General features: G+C 59.9%; 20 protein-coding genes and 1 tRNA gene. 15 read left to right on the top strand and 6 right to left on the bottom strand.

Annotated elements, in window-relative coordinates:
- Position 1 precedes the first annotated feature (1 nt).
- The 7 genes from phrB (at position 2) to HYI44_RS12865 (ending at position 6,468) form a co-directional block, all read left to right on the top strand.
- Positions 2-1,447, top strand: coding sequence for a deoxyribodipyrimidine photo-lyase (gene phrB / locus HYI44_RS12835; protein ID WP_225569550.1), 1,446 nt, complete (start codon positions 2-4; stop codon positions 1,445-1,447).
- Between the two features lie 69 nt (positions 1,448-1,516).
- Entirely contained in the window at positions 1,517-2,299 is a 783-nt protein-coding gene (locus HYI44_RS12840; protein ID WP_225569551.1) for an SDR family NAD(P)-dependent oxidoreductase, read from the top strand.
- Positions 2,296-3,543 (top strand): NAD(P)/FAD-dependent oxidoreductase, encoded by a 1,248-nt coding sequence (locus tag HYI44_RS12845; RefSeq protein WP_225569552.1) that lies wholly within the window; start codon positions 2,296-2,298, stop codon positions 3,541-3,543. The genes HYI44_RS12840 and HYI44_RS12845 overlap by 4 nt, the downstream gene beginning before the upstream one ends.
- Positions 3,540-4,355 (top strand): DUF1365 domain-containing protein, encoded by an 816-nt coding sequence (locus tag HYI44_RS12850; protein WP_225569553.1) that lies wholly within the window; start codon positions 3,540-3,542, stop codon positions 4,353-4,355. Before HYI44_RS12845 ends, HYI44_RS12850 begins: the two co-directional genes overlap by 4 nt.
- Positions 4,342-5,613, top strand: a complete 1,272-nt coding sequence (locus tag HYI44_RS12855; RefSeq protein WP_122838747.1) for an SAM-dependent methyltransferase — start codon at positions 4,342-4,344, stop codon at positions 5,611-5,613. The genes HYI44_RS12850 and HYI44_RS12855 overlap by 14 nt, the downstream gene beginning before the upstream one ends.
- Complete coding sequence (locus HYI44_RS12860) at positions 5,606-6,109, top strand: DUF2878 domain-containing protein (RefSeq protein WP_225569554.1); 504 nt, start codon at positions 5,606-5,608, stop codon at positions 6,107-6,109. The genes HYI44_RS12855 and HYI44_RS12860 overlap by 8 nt, the downstream gene beginning before the upstream one ends.
- Positions 6,110-6,162: 53 nt before the next feature.
- A complete protein-coding gene (locus HYI44_RS12865; RefSeq protein ID WP_122838745.1) occupies positions 6,163-6,468 on the top strand; it encodes a YkgJ family cysteine cluster protein in 306 nt (101 codons plus the stop codon).
- A gap of 55 nt (positions 6,469-6,523) precedes the next feature.
- Here HYI44_RS12865 and HYI44_RS12870 read toward each other — a convergent pair whose 3' ends face one another.
- From HYI44_RS12870 to hemA, 6 genes are all read right to left on the bottom strand, one after another.
- The gene (locus tag HYI44_RS12870; protein WP_122838744.1) at positions 6,524-7,042 is read right to left on the bottom strand and encodes an acyloxyacyl hydrolase; all 519 of its coding nucleotides are present in this window, start codon (positions 7,040-7,042) and stop codon (positions 6,524-6,526) included.
- Between the two features lie 119 nt (positions 7,043-7,161).
- Entirely contained in the window at positions 7,162-7,953 is a 792-nt protein-coding gene (gene murI / locus HYI44_RS12875) for a glutamate racemase (RefSeq protein WP_225569569.1), read from the bottom strand.
- Positions 7,946-8,701 (bottom strand): molybdopterin-synthase adenylyltransferase MoeB, encoded by a 756-nt coding sequence (locus HYI44_RS12880; RefSeq protein WP_122838743.1) that lies wholly within the window; start codon positions 8,699-8,701, stop codon positions 7,946-7,948. Before HYI44_RS12880 ends, murI begins: the two co-directional genes overlap by 8 nt.
- The gene (prmC, locus tag HYI44_RS12885) at positions 8,695-9,525 is read right to left on the bottom strand and encodes a peptide chain release factor N(5)-glutamine methyltransferase (RefSeq protein WP_122838742.1); all 831 of its coding nucleotides are present in this window, start codon (positions 9,523-9,525) and stop codon (positions 8,695-8,697) included. Before prmC ends, HYI44_RS12880 begins: the two co-directional genes overlap by 7 nt.
- Positions 9,526-10,608, bottom strand: coding sequence for a peptide chain release factor 1 (gene prfA, locus HYI44_RS12890; protein WP_045059223.1), 1,083 nt, complete (start codon positions 10,606-10,608; stop codon positions 9,526-9,528). It abuts the gene before it with no gap.
- Positions 10,605-11,894 carry a glutamyl-tRNA reductase gene (gene hemA / locus HYI44_RS12895; RefSeq protein ID WP_225569555.1) on the bottom strand — a complete coding sequence of 430 codons (1,290 nt, stop codon included), beginning with the start codon at positions 11,892-11,894 and terminating at the stop codon, positions 10,605-10,607. Before hemA ends, prfA begins: the two co-directional genes overlap by 4 nt.
- Positions 11,895-12,176: 282 nt before the next feature.
- Between hemA and HYI44_RS12900 the strand changes: the two genes are divergently transcribed.
- The 8 genes from HYI44_RS12900 to ychF all read left to right on the top strand — a co-directional run bounded on the left by HYI44_RS12900 (position 12,177) and on the right by ychF (position 19,093).
- On the top strand, positions 12,177-13,901 hold the full coding sequence (locus tag HYI44_RS12900; protein ID WP_225569556.1) for a tetratricopeptide repeat protein: 1,725 nt from the start codon (positions 12,177-12,179) through the stop codon (positions 13,899-13,901).
- Between the two features lie 4 nt (positions 13,902-13,905).
- Positions 13,906-14,523 (top strand): lipoprotein insertase outer membrane protein LolB, encoded by a 618-nt coding sequence (gene lolB / locus HYI44_RS12905; RefSeq protein WP_122838739.1) that lies wholly within the window; start codon positions 13,906-13,908, stop codon positions 14,521-14,523.
- 2 nt (positions 14,524-14,525) lie between these two features.
- Positions 14,526-15,377 (top strand): 4-(cytidine 5'-diphospho)-2-C-methyl-D-erythritol kinase, encoded by an 852-nt coding sequence (gene ispE / locus HYI44_RS12910; protein ID WP_225569557.1) that lies wholly within the window; start codon positions 14,526-14,528, stop codon positions 15,375-15,377.
- A gap of 36 nt (positions 15,378-15,413) precedes the next feature.
- Positions 15,414-15,488 (top strand) — tRNA-Gln (locus HYI44_RS12915).
- A 45-nt stretch (positions 15,489-15,533) separates the two neighbouring features.
- Positions 15,534-16,475, top strand: coding sequence for a ribose-phosphate pyrophosphokinase (locus HYI44_RS12920; protein WP_003208392.1), 942 nt, complete (start codon positions 15,534-15,536; stop codon positions 16,473-16,475).
- Between the two features lie 141 nt (positions 16,476-16,616).
- Positions 16,617-17,225, top strand: coding sequence for a 50S ribosomal protein L25/general stress protein Ctc (locus HYI44_RS12925; RefSeq protein ID WP_122838737.1), 609 nt, complete (start codon positions 16,617-16,619; stop codon positions 17,223-17,225).
- A 160-nt stretch (positions 17,226-17,385) separates the two neighbouring features.
- Entirely contained in the window at positions 17,386-17,970 is a 585-nt protein-coding gene (gene pth / locus HYI44_RS12930; RefSeq protein WP_008037207.1) for an aminoacyl-tRNA hydrolase, read from the top strand.
- Between the two features lie 22 nt (positions 17,971-17,992).
- Positions 17,993-19,093 carry a redox-regulated ATPase YchF gene (gene ychF / locus HYI44_RS12935; protein ID WP_045059217.1) on the top strand — a complete coding sequence of 367 codons (1,101 nt, stop codon included), beginning with the start codon at positions 17,993-17,995 and terminating at the stop codon, positions 19,091-19,093.
- Positions 19,094-19,096: the final 3 nt, after the last annotated feature.

Consider the following 19,096-nt stretch of genomic DNA (forward strand, 5'->3'; position numbering starts at 1 on the left):
CATGCAACTGATCTGGCTGCGCAGCGACCTGCGCCTGCACGACAACACCGCGCTCTCGGCCGCTGCTGCCCGTGGCCCGTGCGTGGCCGTCTACCTGCTGAGCCCGCAGCAATGGCTGGAGCACGACGATGCCGCGTGCAAGGTGGATTTCTGGCTGCGCAACCTGGCGGTGCTCAGCCACTCGCTGGGCGAACTGAACATACCCCTGCTGATCCGTACCGCTACCCACTGGCATCAAGCGCCACAAGTGCTGCTCGAGCTGTGCCAGCAACTGCAGATCGAAGCGGTACACGTCAACGAGGAGTACGGCGTCAACGAAACCGCTCGGGACGCTGCAGTGGCAGAGGCGCTCGAGGCCAAAGGCATCGATTGGCATAGCTACCTCGACCAACTGTTCTTCAAGCCAGGCAGCGTGCTGACCAAGACCGGTACTTACTTCCAGGTCTTCAGCCAGTTCCGCAAGGTCTGCTACGAACGCCTGCACCGCTCTTTGCCGGCCCGAGTCCCGGCACCCGCGCTACAAACCGCGCTGGACATCGAGAGCGACAAAGTCCCGGCCCAGGTAGAAGGCTTCGAAGCGCCTGGCGAACACTTGCGTTCGTTCTGGCCGGCGGGTGAAGCCGAAGCCCGGCGCCGCCTGGATGCCTTCGTCGATACCCAGATCGACTACTACAAAAGCGAGCGGGACTTCCCTGCCAAACCCGGTACCAGCCAGCTGTCGGCCTACCTGGCAGCCGGCGTGATATCCCCGCGCCAATGCCTGCACGCGGCCCTGCAAAGCAATCAAGGCGAATTCGAGAGCGGCAAGGTCGGGGCAGTCACCTGGATCAATGAACTGCTGTGGCGCGAGTTCTACAAACATATTCTGGTCGGCTACCCGCGGGTCTCTCGCCACCGGGCGTTCCGCCCGGAAACCGAGGCCCTGGCCTGGCGCGACGCGCCTGAAGAGCTCCTCGCCTGGCAGGAGGCACGCACCGGTTTGCCGATCATCGATGCCGCCATGCGCCAGTTGCTTGAAACCGGCTGGATGCACAACCGGCTGCGCATGGTAGTGGCCATGTTTCTGACCAAGAACTTGCTGATCGACTGGCGTGAAGGCGAGCGCTTCTTCATGCGCCATCTGATCGACGGCGACCTGGCGGCGAATAACGGTGGCTGGCAGTGGAGTTCCTCCACCGGCACCGACTCCGCCCCCTATTTCCGCATCTTCAATCCGCTGAGTCAGTCGGAAAAATTCGACACTGAAGGCCTGTTCATCAAGCAGTGGGTACCAGAACTGAACGGGTTGAATAAAAAGGAAGTGCACAACCCGGCCGATCTTGGTGGGCTGTTCGGCGTTGCCGACTATCCATCGCCGATCGTCAATTTGAGCACCTCGCGCCAACGGGCGCTGGCTGCATTCAAGAACCTGCCGTCGAGGCAGGACGCAGGAGGCGGCCATGCATGATGTAGCAGTGAGCCTTGCCACACAGTTTGCACTGGGCCCGGTGATCGCCGGGCTGCAAAGGAGGATGGGATGAGCCTTACACCTGCACGCCGTTATTGGTTGACCGGCGCCAGCAGCGGCATTGGCGCCGCATTGGCCGAAGAGATCCTCAAGACTGGCGCGCACCTGGCCGTCAGCTCGCGCTCCACGGCGCCGTTGAAAGCGCTGGCGCAACGGTATCCCGGTCAAGTCCTGATCGTGGCGGGCGACCTGACCAACAGCCAGACGGTCCGCGAGATAGGCGAGCAGATCACCGAGCAATGGGGGTCGCTGGACACCGTCATCCTCAATGCCGGCACTTGCGAGTATATCGACGCCCAGCAGTTCGATGCCTCGATCATCGAATACGTGGTGCGCACCAACCTGCTCGCCAGTGCCTACTGCGTTGAAGCTGCGCTGCCCCTGTTGCGCGCGGGCACCGCGCCGCACCTGGTGGGAGTGGCCAGTTCGGTCACCTATCTGCCACTGCCACGGGCCGAGGCCTACGGCGCCTCGAAGGCGGGTTTGCGTTACATGTTCGAATCCCTGCGCATCGACCTGGCGCGCGAAGGCATCGAAGTCACCGTGGTCAGCCCGGGCTTTGTCGATACACCGCTGACCGCCAAAAACGACTTTCCGATGCCCCTCAGCTGGCCTGTGGATAAAGCCGCCCGGCATATTTTCGCCAAGCTGAATAACCGACCACTGGAAATCGCTTTCCCGGCGCTGTTCATGGCCGCCCTGTGGCCACTGTCGAAGATGCCCAACTGCGTCAAGCTGGCGATCGGCAAACGCATGGTGCGCAGCAATCCACCGATACAGGACATCCCGTGAAAATAGCCATCATTGGCAGCGGCATTTCGGGGCTGACCAGCGCCCACCTGCTCAACCGCAGCCACGAGATCACCCTGTTCGAAGCCAGCGACTGGATCGGCGGGCATACCCACACGGTGGATGTCACCGTGGATGGGCGCAATTACGCCGTGGACACGGGTTTTATCGTGTTCAACGACTGGACTTACCCCAATTTCATTCGCTTGCTCGGTTTGCTTGGTGTGCGCTTTAAACCCACCACCATGAGCTTTTCCGTGACCGACCCGGACACCGGCCTGGAATACAACGGCAACAATTTCAACAGCCTGTTCGCCCAGCGCAGAAACCTGCTCTCCCCAGGGTTCTGGGGCATGTTGCGCGACATTGTGCGCTTCAACAAAGAGGCGCTGCGCGACCTGGAAGAACAACGGATCAGCGCTGATACCACCCTGGATCAATACCTCAAGGCCGGCAAATACGGCGAACGGTTCATCCTGCATTACATCGTGCCCATGGGCTCGGCGATCTGGTCGATGTCCATGGCGGACATGCTGGCTTTCCCACTGCAGGCGTTCGTGCGGTTTTTCAAGAACCACGGCCTGCTATCGGTGACTCACCGCCCGCAGTGGCAGGTGATCGAGGGCGGCTCGAGCGCCTACGTGGCACCCTTGATCGCGCCAATGGCTGACCGGATCCGCGTCAACTGTGCGGTCACGCGAGTCGAGCGTGACGCCGACGGCGTCGTTATCCACAGTGCTGCCGGCGTCGAGCGCTTTGATAAAGTGGTGTTCGCCTGTCACAGCGATCAGGCGCTAAAACTGCTGTCCGCCCCGAGTGCCGCCGAGCAATCGATCCTCGGCGCAATGCCCTACGCCGATAACGAAGTGGTGTTGCACACCGATACTCGCCTGCTACCCGAATGCGAGCTCGCCCAGGCGGCCTGGAATTATCGGCTTGGAGGGCCCGGGCACACGTCAGCGGCCGTCACTTACGACATGAACCTGCTGCAGGGCATCGACAGCCCTACCCGGTTCTGCGTCAGCCTGAACCAGAGCGCCGGCATCAGCCCATTCAAGGTACTGGCCAAATACACTTACGCCCATCCGCAGTTCAGCTTGTCTGCGGTTGCCGCCCAGGCTCGCTGGGAAGAGCTCAACGGTGCGAACCATACCTGGTACTGCGGGGCTTATTGGGGCAACGGATTTCATGAGGATGGCGTGGTCAGCGCACTGCGCGTGGCTGGTGCGTTGGGTGAAACCCTGTGAACAGCGCCCTCTACAGTGGCTGGATTGCTCACCGACGGTTCAGTCCGCGGCAGCACCAATTTCGCTACCGGATCGGCTTGCTCTACCTGGACCTCGACGAGCAGGACGCGGTACTCGCACTGTCGCCGCTGGCGGGCCGCAGCCGCCTGGCGCCGTTCTCGTTTCGTGAAGGTGATTATCTCAAGGCCTTTACCGGTACCGGCATGCTCTTGATCGACGCGGTGCGCCAACAGGTCGGCCAGGCCATCGGCCATGAGCCGCAAGGGTCGATCTGCCTGCTGACCCAAGTGCGCAGTTGGGGCCTGGCGTTCAACCCGGTCAGTTTTTTCTACTGCCACGAAGCCGACGGCCAACTGGCGGCGATTCTCTGCGAAATCACCAATACCCCCTGGCGTGAACGCTATCACTACGTACTGCCGGCCAGGCCGCCGGAAAACCTTGGGGATTTCCATCAGCATTTCGCGGTGGCCAAGGCCTTTCATGTATCGCCTTTTTTACCCCGGGACCTTGAGTACCGGATGAGCTTCAGTCCTGCCGCAGCAAAACTGGGCGTGCACATGGCGGACTGGCAAGGCGAGCTGAAGTTGTTCGACGCCACGCTCAACCTGGAGCGCGAAGCCCTCGATCGCACCAGCCTGCACCGCTACTTGCGCCGCTTTCCATGGATGACCGGGAAAACCTGCCTGGCAATCTACTGGCAAGCCGTACGCCTGCTGTTCAAGGGCACCCCTGTTTTTGCTCATCAACCTGCCGATGGCAGTGTTCAAACCGCCACTGTTGTCCCCAAGGACTGCCGCCATGAAATCCTCTAGCGTTTCGGCCAAGGCCCCGTTGTTCAATACCAATGGCATCACAGGCCTGTTGTTGCGTCGCGGGGTACTGCGGCAACTGGCGCACCTCAAACACGGACAGCTGGTGGTCGTTGAAGACGGCGAGCGTCAGATGTTCGGCACGCCAGGCAGTCATTTGCTCGGTGAAATCCATATTCTCGACGCTGCGGCCTGGGGCCTGGTGGCGAGCAACGGCTCGATCGGCGCCGGTGAAGCGTTCATCCATGGTTATTGGAGTTCGCCGGACCTGACTGCCGTAGTGCGGGTCTTCGTCAGCAATCTTGACGTGCTGGACGCCCTGGAAGGCGGCCTGGCAAAGTTGGGGCGGCCGATGGTGCGCGGTTTGCACTGGGTCAACCGCAACACGCGCAAGGGCTCGCAGAAGAACATCGCCGCGCATTACGACCTGGGCAATGAGTTGTTCGAACAGTTTCTCGACCCGACCATGATGTATTCGGCGGCACAGTTCCTCACGCCCGAGGACACCCTCGAGCAGGCGCAGTTGAACAAGCTGGAACGAATCTGCCAGAAGCTTGCGCTCAAACCGACCGATCACCTGCTGGAGATTGGTACGGGCTGGGGCAGCATGGCGCTGTACGCAGCGCAGCAATATGGCTGCAAGGTCACCACCACCACACTGTCCAAAGAGCAGTTTGCATTTACCGCGCAACGGATCGAGGCGCTCGGGCTGCAAGATCAGGTCACGCTGCTGCTGTCGGACTACCGCGACCTCACTGGCCAGTACGACAAGCTGGTGTCGATAGAAATGATCGAAGCCGTCGGCCACCGCTTTCTACCGACTTACTTCAAGCAATGTGCGCAGTTGCTCAAGAGCAACGGCCTGATGCTGTTGCAAGCCATCACCATTCGCGACCAGCGCTACGAGCAGGCCAAGAGCAACGTCGACTTCATTCAGCGCTACATTTTCCCCGGAGGCGCCCTGCCCTGCGTGCAGAAAATGCTCGAGATCGTCAGCCGCGACACCGACATGAACCTGCTGCACATGGAAGACTTCGGCCTGCACTACGCCAAGACCCTGCGCCTGTGGCACGAGAATTTTCGTCGGGCGCACAACCGCCTGAGCGAAATGGGTTACGACGATCACTTCCTGCGGCTGTGGGAGTTCTACCTGTGCTACTGCGAAGGTGGCTTCCTGGAACGCACCATCGGTACCGCGCAAATGCTGCTCGCCAAACCAGCGGCAATCACTGAGCCGCTGCTGGGTCGATTTGATGCTTGAGCGCTTTGCCAATGCCGTGCTCTTCCAGGTGGGCTGGTTCGCTTGCGTAATGGGTGGCGACAGTCTGTGGTTACTGGTGCCACTGGCGGCATTGGTGATCCATCTGCTGTGGATAAGTCGCTGGAGCGATGAAGGTCGCTTGATTCTCAGTGTGGTCCTGCTGGGGACCACAGTGGACAGCACACTGCGCTGGCTGGGGGTGTTCGACTTCACCGACGTCGCGCCATTGATCCCCCTGTGGCTGATGTTGCTCTGGGCACTGCTGGCCACGACCTTGCGCCACTGCCTGGCCTGGAGTGCCAAACCGTGGTGGCTTGCCAGCATTCTGGGCGGCCTTGGTGGGCCGCTGTCGTATTACGCCGGCAGCCAACTGGCCGGCGTGCAGTTTCCCTATGGACCCTGGCCGACCCTTGTGGGCATCGGCCTGCTCTGGGCGCTGCTGTTTCCGGCACTGCATTTCATGGCCCGACGGCTGGCGTCGAACACTCCATACTAAACGTCTGTCAGGGCTTTCACACTCATGCAGCCCACTGCCTTACACTGCGCACCATGAAAACCATTCCCCTCACACCCGTTGCCGAGCCTGCGGTCACCTGCTCGACTTGCGCAGCCTGCTGCTGCCAGCTCGAAGTCATGCTGATTACCGACACGGGCGTGCCCGAGCGTTTTATCGACACCGATGATTGGGGTGGGGAAGTCATGCTGCGTCTGGATGACGGCTGGTGTGCGGCGCTGGATCGCAACAGCATGATGTGCACGATCTACGAGAAGCGTCCGTTGATCTGCCGGGAATTCGAGATGGGGGCACCGGAGTGCATCGAAGAACGCCGGGGCATTACCACGGCGTATCGTTGAACGCATATTCGTGCGGGAACCGGCAAGCCCGTTCCCGCATGAATTAATCCCGCAGTTACAGCGGCATCGTGTAATGCAGCGCGTAGCTTTCAACACCGTCGTTATTGCTGCTCAGGCCGGCATTGGAATAGTGCGTGGCACGAATCCCGACCTCATGACCGCCCGTGAAGCGCAGGCCGAAACCGATGCGGTCTTCGAACTGGAAGGACTGGCCAATGTTGTTGTCTTCAAGCTGGGTGTCAGAGAAAAACGCCACACCTACGCCAGCTTCGATGTACGGCTTGACGTTCTGGCCGGCAAACTCGTAGACGAACACGGGTGCAAACGACAGGCTGTTGTTACTGGAAGTCTTGTCACCCTCCCAGTAGGTATACGCGCCGCTCCAGAAACCGGTGAGTCGACCGACGTCGGTCTGCCACCAGCTCTTGTCCCAATCAAACTGCATGCCCAGCCGATAGGTCATGGTTGAATCGCTGGTCGCTCCGACCCCGAACTCCACGCCTGCCGCCTGTGCGGTAAAACTGTGCCCCAATAGTGTGGCCGCAAGCGCAGCCAAGCAGAATAGTCGCTTCACTAGAAACATCCTTTTCCGAACGAATTCGTATGGTTTTTTTGGTGTCGCCATCAATCACAGCTATAGAAGTCTGCGCCTACCCAGAAGTTCAGACTATTCCGATACATTTCACATTTTTTTTACAAGTCGAAACTACGCACTACGCCGGCGGAATTCCAGAGTAATGGCAAGATATTACTGAAATGCTTTGGATTGGCGCTGGTCCAGAACTGCGCAGCCCGGGCCGGGCCTGCGGCAAGCAGCTCGCGTTCGGCCAATAAACGCTGAAGCTGGCGTGCTACTGCAGCCCCGGTGTCGATCAGGCTGATGTGCGCCGGGATCATCTGCTTGAGCAGCGGCTTGAGGAAGGGATAGTGGGTGCAGCCGAGAATGATCGTGTCGCAGCCGCCGTCGAGCAAGGGCTGCACGTAGCCGAGTAACAGCTTGCACAGCACCGGGCTGTGCAGGTCGCCGTCCTCAATCAGCTCCACCAGGCCCGGGCATGGCTGGGTGATCACTCGTACGTCGGTGGCAAAACGGTCGAGCAGCGCGGCAAATTTGGCGCTTTGCAACGTACCCGTAGTGGCGAGTACACCGACCACACCACTGCGGGTCGCGGCCGCTGCGGGCTTTACTGCGGGCTCCATGCCGACGATGGGCCACTGAGGGTAGTCACGGCGCAAATCGGCCACGCCTGCCACCGTGGCGGTATTGCAGGCCAGCACCAGCGCCTTGGCGCCCTGTTGCTGAAAAAAGCGCGCCATGACACTGCAGCGCTCACGGATGAACTCCGGCGTTTTCTCGCCATAGGGGACGTTGCCGCAATCGGCGACGTACAGCAAAGTCTCGTCGGGCAACAGGCGCTTGATCTCGGCCAGTACCGATAGCCCGCCGACACCGGAATCGAATACGCCAATCGGCGCCTCACGCACAGGCAGGGCCACAGACCGCACAGCCCGGATCGCGCTTGACCCGAAGTTCACGAAAGCGCGTACCCAGGGCATCGATCAGCAACAGGCGCCCCACCAGCGGTTCGCCAAACCCGGCCAGCAGCTTGAGCGCTTCGAGTGCTTGCAGGCTGCCGACCAGGCCCACCAGCGGGCCGATGACCCCGGCTTCGCTGCACGTCAGTTCGGCTTCACTGCCGTGGCCATACAAGCAGTGGTAGCAGGGACTGTCCGGACGTCTTGGATCGAACACCGACAATTGTCCTTCGAGGCGAATGGCGGCGCCGCTCACCAGGGGTTTGCCCGCCAGCACGCAGGCGGCGTTGACGGCTTCGCGGGTGGAAAAATTGTCCGAGCAGTCCAGCACCAGGTCCACCGCAGCCACTGCGGCGGCCAGGGAGTCTTCATCGAGGGCGGTGCGCAGGGCTTTGAGCTGGATTTCGGGATTGATCGCGCTCAGTCGGCGGATCGCCGAGTCGACCTTGCTCACGCCGACGCTGTCGGTGTCGTGGATAACCTGACGCTGCAGGTTGGTCAGGTCAACGCTGTCGAAGTCTGCCAAGTGCAATTCGCCCACGCCCGCCGCGGCCAGGTAAAGGGCTACCGGCGAGCCGAGACCGCCCAGGCCGATGATCAGCGCCCGGCTGGCTTTGAGCCGCAATTGGCCATCGATATCGACGTGCTGCAGCAGAATCTGCCGACTGTAGCGCAACAACTCCTGATCATTCAGCACGGCAGGCGTCCAAGGCTGATACGTTCGTGGCCGCCCAGGTCGGTGCGGCTGTGGACTTCTTCAAAGCCACGGGTCATCAGCAGATCGCGCACGGCGAGAGCCTGATCGTATCCGTGTTCGAGCATCAGCCAGCCACCGGCATCGAGGTGGTTCGGGGCCTGGTCGACGATCAGGCGCAGATCGTCGAGACCATCGATGCCGGCGACCAACGCACTGGCAGGCTCGAAGCGCACATCGCCCTCGGCCAGGTGCGGATCGGCGCTGGCGATATAAGGCGGGTTGCTAATGATCAGCTCGAAGCGCTGACCTTGCAAAGCACTGAACCAATGACTGCTCAGCACGGTGGCGTTGTTCAGGTGCAGGCGCTGGCGATTGCGCTCGGCCAGCGCGACGGCTTCCTGCACGCGATCCACGGCGGTGAGTTGCCACGCCGGGCGCTCGCTGGCCAGGGCCAGGGCAATTGCGCCGCTGCCGGTGCCCAGGTCGAGCACCCTGGCAGGGGCGACCGGCAACAACTCCAGCGCGGCCTCTACCAGCAGCTCGGTGTCCGGGCGCGGGATCAGGGTGTGCGGTGCGACTTCCAGGTCGAGCTTCCAGAAACCCTGCTGGCCCAGAATATAGGCCACCGGCTCGCCGCCACGACGGCGCTGCAGGTACCCGGCAAATTTGAGCGCCGCTTCACTTGGTACGATGCGCTCCGGCCAGGTGTGCAAAAAGCTCCGGGACTTGCCCAGGGCCGCAGCCAGCAGCAACTCTGCGTCCAGGCGCGCGGTGGGCGAGTCCGGTAGATCGGCGGCGCGTAGCAGGCTGGCAATGATCGTCATTTACTCACCTATCGCTGCCAATTGATCAGCCTGGTACTCGGCCAGCAACGGCTCGATTACCGCATCGACGCCACCGGTGAGAATTTCATCGAGGGAATACAGCGTCAGGTTGACCCGGTGGTCGGTGACCCGGCCCTGGGCAAAATTGTAGGTGCGAATCCGTTCCGAGCGATCGCCCGAGCCCACCAGCAGCTTGCGCTCGCTGGCGATGGCATTGGCGGCGGCACTGGTCTGCTGGTCGTTCAGCTTGGCCGACAGCCAGGACATGGCGCGCGCACGGTTCTTGTGCTGGGAACGCTCTTCCTGGCACTCGACCACGATGCCGGACGGCAAGTGAGTGATGCGGATCGCCGAGTCGGTCTTGTTGACGTGCTGTCCACCGGCGCCTGAGGAGCGGTAGGTATCGACCCGCAAATCCGCCGGGTTGATCTCGATCGCTTCCTGCTCGTCCGGCTCGGGCAATACCGCCACCGTGCAGGCCGAAGTGTGGATACGACCCTGGGATTCGGTCGCAGGAACCCGCTGCACCCGGTGCACGCCGGATTCGAACTTGAGCTTGCCGTAGACGTTGTCGCCCTCGACGCGGGCGATCACTTCTTTATAGCCGCCGTGTTCGCCGATGTTCTCCGAGAGGATCTCCACCCGCCAGCCACGGCGCTCGGCGTAGCGCGAATACATGCGAAACAGGTCGCCGGAAAAAATGGCCGCCTCATCACCGCCAGTGCCGGCGCGGATTTCGAGAAACACGTTGCGGCCGTCGTTCGGGTCCTTGGGCAGCAGCATCCGTTGCAGGCTGGCTTCGATTTCGAGCAGTTGCTCCTTGGCTTCGCGGACTTCTTCCACAGCCATTTCGCGCATGTCCGGGTCGCTGTCCTTGAGCAGCGCCTGGGCGCCTTCCAGATCACCCTGAACCTTGAGCAACTGTTTATAGGTTTGCACGATAGGTTCGACTTCCGCGTATTCCTTGGAATAAGTACGGAATTTGGTCTGGTCGGAAATGACTTCGCCGTCGCCAAGCAAGGCGGTCAGTTCCTCGAAACGGTCCTGGAGGATGTCCAGCTTATTGAGCAGTGAAGCTTTCATTGCGGTTTCTTATCCGAAAAGCTATCCGATGAGCCCTCACCGAGGGCAAAGAGTTCCTGGGCCATGGCCAGCGCATCGAGGCGACCTTCGGCAGAGAGCTTTTTCAACTGCACGCTCGGGGCGTGCAGGAGTTTGTTGGTCAGGCCGCGTGCCAGTTGGATCAACACATCTTCGGCGCTGACGCCATTGGCCAGCATGCGCTGGGCCTTCTGCAATTCTTCGTCACGCAGGCGTTCGCTTTGCTGGCGATAGGCCTTGAGCACGTCCACCGCGGCCAGTTCACGCAGGCGCACCATGAAGTCTTCGGCGCCGATCGAGACCATCTCTTCCGCCGCTTGCGCCGCACCTTGACGACTCTTGAGGTTTTCCGCGACCACTTCGTGCAGGTCGTCAACGCTATAGAGGTAGACGTCGTCGAGTTCGCCAACTTCCGGCTCGATGTCCCGGGGAACGGCGATGTCCACCATGAAGATCGGCTTGTGCTTGCGCAGCTTCAGGGCGCTTTCCACCGCGCCCTTCCCAAGGATCGGTAACTGGCTGGCGGTGGAGCTGATGACGATGTCACTGCGCACCAGTTCGGCCGGGATATCCGACAGCAACACCGCATGCGCGCCAAACTGCTCGGCCAGAATGCTGGCGCGCTCCAGCGTGCGGTTGGCGACCACGATACGCTTGACCCCGAGTTCGTGCAGATGACGGGCGACCAGGGTAATGGTCTCGCCGGCGCCAATCAGCAACGCCTGGCTGCGCTGCAAGTCGCTGAAAATCTGTTTCGCCAGGCTGACTGCGGCAAAGGCGACCGACACCGGGTTCTCGCCGATGGCAGTGTCGGTGCGCACCTGCTTGGCCGCATTGAACGTAGCCTGGAACAGTCGCCCGAGCAGCGGCCCGATAGTCCCGGCTTCCCGGGCTACCGCGTAGGCCGATTTCATCTGGCCGAGAATCTGCGGTTCACCCAACACCAGCGAGTCGAGCCCGGAGGCGACTCGCATCATGTGACGAACTGCCGCATCATCTTCGTGCACATAACTGCTGGCGCGCAGCTCTTCGATGCTCAAGTGGTGATAATCGGCCAGCCAGCGCAACACGATGTCAGCCGAAAGGTGATCCTGCTCTATATAGAGTTCGCTGCGATTGCAGGTGGAAAGGATCGCGGCTTCGCGGCTGTCGGTCAGTCGGCAGAGCTGCTGCAAAGCCTCCACCAGCTGCTCAGGGGTAAAGGCCACGCGCTCGCGGACGTCTACTGAAGCAGTCTTGTGGTTAATACCGAGTGCAAGGAAGGCCATTCAAGGTCGCTGATAGTGACGTGAAGCCGGCAATTGTCCTACTTCGACAGATTCAGAACAACTACTCGATATCTATCGCCCCTGTAGGAGCTGCCGAAGGCTGCAATCTTTTGAGGTTTTAAAGGTGCGGTAAGGGCAAGATCAAAAGATCGCAGCCTGCGGCAGCTCCTACGATGGTCCTGACGACCTGACTCCGTAAAGTCATCCTTCGACACTCGGTTATGTTTGGCCGAAGGCTTGTGTCATGATGATCCGACCGCAGGTTAGTCGTCCTCTTCCTATATGAATAGATCCTCCGCGTTGCTCCTTGCTTTTGTCTTCCTCAGCGGCTGCCAGGCCATGGCGCCCGTGTCTCCGGACGATTCGTCGCCGGTCGAAGACAGCACTCCGGCCCCTGAAAAGCCCAAGGTCTACAGCTCCTTCAGCGAAGAAACCGTCTTCAGCCTGTTGAGCGCGGAACTGGCTGGTCAGCGCAATCGTTTCGACATTGCCCTGGACAACTACGTGACCCAGGCCATCAACACCCAGGATCCGGGGATCTCCGAGCGGGCATTCCGGATTGCCGAGTACCTGGGCGCCGACCAGGCCGCCCTGGACACCGCGCTCATCTGGGCAAAAAACGCCCCGGACGATCTCGAGGCGCAACGTGCAGCTGCCGTGCAACTGGCTCGTGCCGGGCGCTATGACGACTCCATGGTGTACATGGAGAAGGTCCTGCAAGGCAAAGGCGACACTCACTTCGACTTCCTCGCCCTGTCCGCTGCCGACACCGACCAGGACACGCGCAACGGCTTGATGCAAAGTTTTGACCGCCTGCTGCAACGCCATCCCGACAACGGCCAGCTGATTTTCGGCAAGGCCCTGTTGCTGCAACAGGACGGCGATGCCAAGGGCGCCTTGTCCCTGCTCGAAGACCATCCGCCGGAAGATGGCGAAATCGCCCCGATCCTGCTGCGAGCGCGCCTGTTGCAGTCCCTTGATCGTGGTGACGAGGCCCTGCCGCTACTGCGCAAAAGCATCAAGCAATACCCCGACGACAAACGGCTGCGCCTGACCTACGCACGCATGCTGGTGGAGCAGGACCGCATGGACGACGCAAAGGTCGAGTTCTCCAGCCTGGTCCAGCAATACCCTGAAGATGACGATCTGCGCTATTCGCTGGCACTGGTTTGCCTGGAAGCCAAGGCCTGGGAAGAGGCCAAGGGCTACCTCGAAGACCTCATTGCCCGGGACAGCCATGTCGATTCGGCGCACCTGAACCTTGGACGTATCGCTGAAGAGCGCAACGATCCACAGGGCGCCCAGGCCGAATACGCACAGGTGGGGCCGGGCAATGATTACCTGCCGGCACAATTGCGCCAGGCCGATATCCTGATGAACAACGGCAAGACTGCCGAAGCCCAGAGTCGCCTGGCCGCTCAGCGAGACGAACAGCCCGATTATGCCATCCAGCTGTACCTGATCGAAGCCGAAACCCTGTCCGCCAACAAGCAACAGGACAAGGCCTGGGCTGTTCTCGAAAAATCGTTGCAGCAATACCCCGACGACCTGAACCTGCTGTACACCCGCGCCATGCAGGCGGAAAAACGCAATGACCTGGCGCAAATGGAAAAAGACCTGCGCCTGATCATCAAGCGCGACCCGGACAATGCGATGGCGTTGAACGCCCTCGGCTATACCCTGTCTGACCGTACAACGCGATACGCCGAAGCCAAGGCCCTGATCGAACAGGCGCACCAGATCAACCCGGAGGACCCGGCGGTTCTCGACAGCCTCGGCTGGGTCAACTACCGGCTGGGCAATCTGGACGAGGCCGAGCGCTATTTGCGCAAAGCCCTGGAGCGCTTTCCCGACCAGGAAGTCGCCGCTCACCTGGGCGAGGTCCTGTGGGCCAACGGCAAACAGCGTGAAGCGAAGCAAATCTGGGGCAAGTTCCTCAAGGATCAGCCCGACAGCCCAATACTGCGCGGCACCATCAAGCGCCTGACCGGATCAGAGACTCTTTAAGATTATGTTTTTGCGCCATTTCATCGTTTTCAGTTTCATCGCCCTGCTCGCCGGTTGCGCGGGCTTCGGCGCTCGCGAATCCGTCGAAGGTCGCGGCAATTCCACCCAATGGCGTGAGCACAAACAGCAGCTCACGGGCCTGGATGGCTGGCAGATCAACGGCAAGATCGGCATTCGCGCACCCAAGGATTCGGGAAGCGGCACCCTGTTCTGGCTGCAACGCCAGGATTACTACGACATCCGTCTATCCGGCCCCCTGGGTCGGGGCGCCGCACGCCTGACCGGTCGCCCCGGCAAGGTGTCCCTGGAAGTCGCCAACCAGGGGCGTTATGACGCGCCGAACCCGGAAATCCTTCTCGAAGAACAGCTGGGCTGGAAATTGCCGGTGTCCAACCTGGCCTGGTGGGTGCGCGGACTCCCCGCTCCCGACAGCAAAAGCCGCCTGACGCTGGACGCCGATAGCCGCCTGGCCAATCTCGATCAGGATGGCTGGCAGGTTGAATATTTGAGTTATGCCGAGCAGAACGGTTTCTGGCTGCCCGAGCGCATCAAGCTGCACGGTACCGACCTTGATGTCACGCTGGTGATCAAGGAATGGCAACCACGCAAACTGGGGCAGTGAGCATGACTGCTGCGCGCCTGACCCTGCCCTCACCGGCCAAGCTCAACCTGATGCTGCACATCCTTGGTCGCCGTGAAGACGGTTATCACGAGCTGCAGACGATTTTTCAATTCCTGGATTACGGTGACGAGATCACCTTCGCCGTTCGCGATGATGGCGTGATCCGTTTGCATACCGAATTCGACGGCGTCCCTCACGACAGCAATCTGATCGTTCGCGCGGCAAGACAACTGCAGGAGCAATCCGGCTGCCTGCTCGGGATCGACATCTGGATCGATAAAGTCCTTCCCATGGGCGGTGGCATCGGTGGTGGCAGCTCCAATGCCGCCACCACCCTGCTCGGCCTGAACCATCTCTGGCAACTGGGCTGGGACGCAGATCGCCTGGCCGCACTCGGCCTGACACTGGGCGCCGACGTCCCGGTTTTCGTGCGTGGCCATGCCGCTTTTGCCGAGGGCGTGGGGGAGAAACTCACCCCTGTAGACCCCGAAGAACCGTGGTATCTCGTACTGGTACCGCAAGTATCTGTAAGTACAGCAGAAATTTTTTCTGATCCGCTGTTGACACGTAACACTCCTCCCATTAAAGTGCGCCCCGTTCCCAAGGGAAACAGTCGAAATGACTGCTTGCCGGTAGTCGCAAGGCGTTATCCAGATGTACGTAACGCATTGAATTTGTTAGGTAAATTTACCGAAGCAAAACTTACCGGATCTGGAAGTTGTGTGTTTGGGGGCTTCCCAAGCAAAGCTGAAGCTGATAAAGTCTCGGCCCTTCTTACAGAGACCCTTACAGGGTTTGTAGCAAAAGGAAGCAACGTTTCGATGTTGCATCGCAAGCTGCAAAGTCTGCTCTAAAGGAACCGAGTACTGGGTACTCGTTGCAACAGATACAGGGGCGTCGCCAAGCGGTAAGGCAGCAGGTTTTGATCCTGCCATGCGTTGGTTCGAATCCAGCCGCCCCTGCCATTTTCTATACTCATCCAGGTTACCCTCAGCCTCTAGGTACTGCGCGTGTCCAAGATGATGGTCTTTACGGGGAATGCTAACCCCGATCTGGCTCGGCGTGTCGTACGTCAGCTGCATATCCCTCTCGGTGACATTTCTGTCGGTAAGTTCTCCGACGGCGAAATTACTGCCGAGATCAATGAAAACGTCCGCGGTAAAGATGTCTTCATTATTCAGCCGACTTGCGCTCCGACCAACGATAACCTGATGGAACTGGTAGTGATGGCTGATGCCTTCCGCCGCTCCTCGGCTACTCGTATCACTGCTGTAATTCCTTACTTTGGTTATGCCCGTCAGGATCGCCGTCCGCGTTCCGCACGTGTGGCTATCAGCGCGAAAGTCGTGGCTGACATGCTTACCGTAGTCGGCATCGACCGTGTTCTCACGGTTGATTTGCATGCTGACCAAATCCAGGGTTTCTTCGATATTCCGGTAGATAACATCTACGGCTCCCCGGTTCTGGTGGATGACATTGAAGATCAGCGCTTCGAAAACCTGATGATCGTGTCCCCGGACATTGGTGGCGTCGTGCGTGCACGTGCCGTTGCCAAATCTCTGGGTGTGGATCTCGGGATCATCGACAAACGCCGTGAGAAAGCCAATCACTCTGAAGTGATGCATATCATCGGTGATGTCGAAGGGCGTACCTGTATTCTGGTCGATGACATGGTCGATACCGCCGGCACTCTGTGCCACGCGGCCAAGGCCCTGAAAGAGCATGGTGCTGCCAAGGTTTTCGCCTACTGCACACACCCTGTGCTGTCCGGTCGGGCGATCGAAAACATTGAGAATTCCATGCTGGACGAACTGGTGGTGACCAATACCATCCCGTTGTCCGCTGCTGCTCAAGCCTGCTCGCGTATCCGTCAACTGGATATCGCGCCGGTGGTTGCTGAAGCGGTCCGCCGCATCAGCAATGAAGAATCGATCAGCGCGATGTTCCGTTAAGGGCCCTGCCCTTCTGGAACATATCGTTGACGAAAAGCGCCCCGCCCCGGCATTCCTGTCGGGGCGGGGCTTTTTTGCCCATATCGCCTTTAGCGCTGGTCGCAAACGCTGGGGCGAATGTGGTTATTTTGGAGATACAACATGAACGAATTTACCCTGAATGCTGAAGTGCGTTCCGACCTGGGGAAAGGTGCGAGCCGCCGCCTGCGTCGTCTCGCAAGCCTGGTACCAGCTGTAGTTTACGGTGGCGAAAAAGCCCCTGAATCCATCAGCATGCTGGCTAAAGAAGTTGCCAAACTGCTCGAAAACGATGCGGCTTACAGCCACATCATCGAACTGAACGTTGGCGGCACCAAGCAAAACGTGATCATCAAGGCTCTGCAGCGTCACCCGGCCAAAGGCCACGTGATGCACGCTGACTTCGTACGCGTTGTAGCTGGCCAGAAACTGACCGCTATCGTGCCTGTACACTTCGTTGGCGAAGAAGCTCCGATCAAGAAAGGCGGCGAAGTTTCGCACGTTACTTCCGAAATCGAAGTGACTTGCCTGCCGAAGGATCTGCCTGAGTTCATCGAAGTCGACCTGTCGAAGGCTGAAATCGGCGACATCATCCACATGTCCGACCTCAAAGCCCCTAAAGGCGTTGAATTTGTTGCTCTGGCACACGGTGACGACAAGGCTGTTGCCAACGTTCACGCTCCACGTGTTGCTCCAGAAGAAGACGCTGCTGAAGAAGGCGCTGCAGAGTAATTTCACTCTGTTCGCCGGAGTGACCGGTAACATCGCGGACTAGTACGTAGCGAGAAAGCGGGCGAGAACGCGGAGTTTACATAATGGTAAATGAGCACTTGTCGTCCACTTTCGCCGCACTCGGCGATGTTAACCACCACTCCAAGGAAGGGCCCCTATCGTGACTGCCATAAAACTGATCGTTGGCCTGGGAAATCCAGGCGCTGAATACGAACAGACCCGGCATAACGCAGGGGCCCTTTTTGTTGAGCGCATCGCGAACGCACAAGGCGTTAACCTTGTGGCGGACCGCAAATATTTCGGCCTGACCGGGCGCTATTCGCATCAGGGTCAGGATGTTCGTCTGCTGATCCCCACCACCTACATGAACCGCAGCGGCCAGGCCGTGGCGGCACTCGCAGGATTCTTCCGCATCAAGCCCGAAGAAATCCTGGTGGCGCATGACGAACTCGACCTGCCTCCGGGCGTTGCCAAGCTCAAGCAGGGCGGCGGCCATGGCGGTCACAACGGGTTGCGCGACATCATTGCGCAACTGGGCAATCAGAATACCTTCTACCGCTTGCGGCTTGGCATTGGCCACCCGGGCGTAGCCAGTATGGTTTCAAACTTCGTCCTGGGTCGTGCGCCACGCGCCGAACAGGAAAAACTCGATGCCAGCATCGACTTTGCCCTCGGCGTGCTGCCGGATATCCTCGCCGGTGAATGGAACCGCGCGATGAAAAACCTGCACAGCCAGAAGGCCTGACTTTTACCCGAGGGGAAACACCATGGGATTCAATTGCGGCATCGTCGGCCTGCCTAACGTCGGCAAGTCCACCCTGTTCAACGCCCTGACCAAATCCGGGATCGCGGCCGAGAACTTCCCCTTCTGCACCATCGAACCGAACACCGGAATCGTGCCGATGCCGGATGCGCGCCTGGAAGCCCTGGCTGCCATCGTTAATCCGAAGCGTATCCTGCCGACCACCATGGAGTTCGTCGACATCGCAGGCCTGGTGGCCGGCGCGTCGAAAGGTGAAGGCCTGGGCAACAAGTTCCTGGCCAACATCCGTGAAACCGATGCGATCGCCCACGTAGTCCGCTGCTTCGAAGACGAGAACGTGATTCACGTTTCCAACAGCGTCGACCCGAAACGCGACATCGAGATCATCGACCTGGAACTGATCTTCGCCGACCTCGACAGCTGCGAGAAGCAACTGCAGAAAGTCGCGCGCAACGCCAAGGGCGGCGACAAGGATGCCGTGGTTCAAAAAGCATTGCTTGAGCAACTGATCGCTCACTTCACCCTGGGCAAGCCTGCACGGACCCTGATGAAGAGCATGGGTGCCGACGACAAGGCGGTGATTCGTGGCTTCCACCTGCTGACCACCAAGCCGGTCATGTACATCGCCAACGTCGCTGAAGACGGTTTCGAGAACAACCCGCTGCTGGACATCGTCAAGGCCATCGCCGAAGAAGAAGGCGCCATGGTGGTTCCGGTCTGCAACAAGATCGAAGCCGAAATCGCCGAGCTTGAAGACGGCGAAGAGAAGGACATGTTCCTTGAGGCCCTGGGCCTGGAAGAGCCTGGCCTGAACCGCGTGATTCGCGCTGGCTACGAAATGCTGCACCTGCAGACCTACTTCACTGCCGGCGTTGAAGAAGTCCGCGCCTGGACCGTACGCGTCGGTGCGACCGCACCACAAGCCGCTGGCGTGATCCACACCGACTTCGAAAAAGGCTTCATCCGCGCCGAAGTCATCGCCTATGACGACTTCATCCAGTACAAGGGCGAAGCCGGTGCCAAGGAAGCCGGCAAATGGCGCCTGGAAGGCAAGGACTACATTGTTAAAGACGGCGACGTGATGCACTTCCGTTTCAACGTGTAAGAC

Origin of the sequence: Pseudomonas sp. Y24-6, from assembly GCF_020295325.1 — a bacterium.
Classification (GTDB): Bacteria; Pseudomonadota; Gammaproteobacteria; order Pseudomonadales; family Pseudomonadaceae; genus Aquipseudomonas; species Aquipseudomonas gregormendelii.

What these genes read in the sequence shown, in the direction of transcription:
- phrB (WP_225569550.1), top strand. Translation starts at nt 2, where the DNA reads ATGCAACTGATCTGGCTGCGCAGCGACCTGCGCCTGCACGACAACACC.
- HYI44_RS12840 (WP_225569551.1), top strand. Translation starts at nt 1,517, where the DNA reads ATGAGCCTTACACCTGCACGCCGTTATTGGTTGACCGGCGCCAGCAGC.
- HYI44_RS12855 (WP_122838747.1), top strand. Translation starts at nt 4,342, where the DNA reads ATGAAATCCTCTAGCGTTTCGGCCAAGGCCCCGTTGTTCAATACCAAT.
- HYI44_RS12860 (WP_225569554.1), top strand. Translation starts at nt 5,606, where the DNA reads ATGCTTGAGCGCTTTGCCAATGCCGTGCTCTTCCAGGTGGGCTGGTTC.
- HYI44_RS12865 (WP_122838745.1), top strand. Translation starts at nt 6,163, where the DNA reads ATGAAAACCATTCCCCTCACACCCGTTGCCGAGCCTGCGGTCACCTGC.
- prmC (WP_122838742.1), bottom strand. Translation starts at nt 9,525, where the DNA reads ATGACGATCATTGCCAGCCTGCTACGCGCCGCCGATCTACCGGACTCG.
- prfA (WP_045059223.1), bottom strand. Translation starts at nt 10,608, where the DNA reads ATGAAAGCTTCACTGCTCAATAAGCTGGACATCCTCCAGGACCGTTTC.
- hemA (WP_225569555.1), bottom strand. Translation starts at nt 11,894, where the DNA reads ATGGCCTTCCTTGCACTCGGTATTAACCACAAGACTGCTTCAGTAGAC.
- HYI44_RS12900 (WP_225569556.1), top strand. Translation starts at nt 12,177, where the DNA reads ATGAATAGATCCTCCGCGTTGCTCCTTGCTTTTGTCTTCCTCAGCGGC.
- lolB (WP_122838739.1), top strand. Translation starts at nt 13,906, where the DNA reads ATGTTTTTGCGCCATTTCATCGTTTTCAGTTTCATCGCCCTGCTCGCC.
- ispE (WP_225569557.1), top strand. Translation starts at nt 14,526, where the DNA reads ATGACTGCTGCGCGCCTGACCCTGCCCTCACCGGCCAAGCTCAACCTG.
- HYI44_RS12925 (WP_122838737.1), top strand. Translation starts at nt 16,617, where the DNA reads ATGAACGAATTTACCCTGAATGCTGAAGTGCGTTCCGACCTGGGGAAA.
- ychF (WP_045059217.1), top strand. Translation starts at nt 17,993, where the DNA reads ATGGGATTCAATTGCGGCATCGTCGGCCTGCCTAACGTCGGCAAGTCC.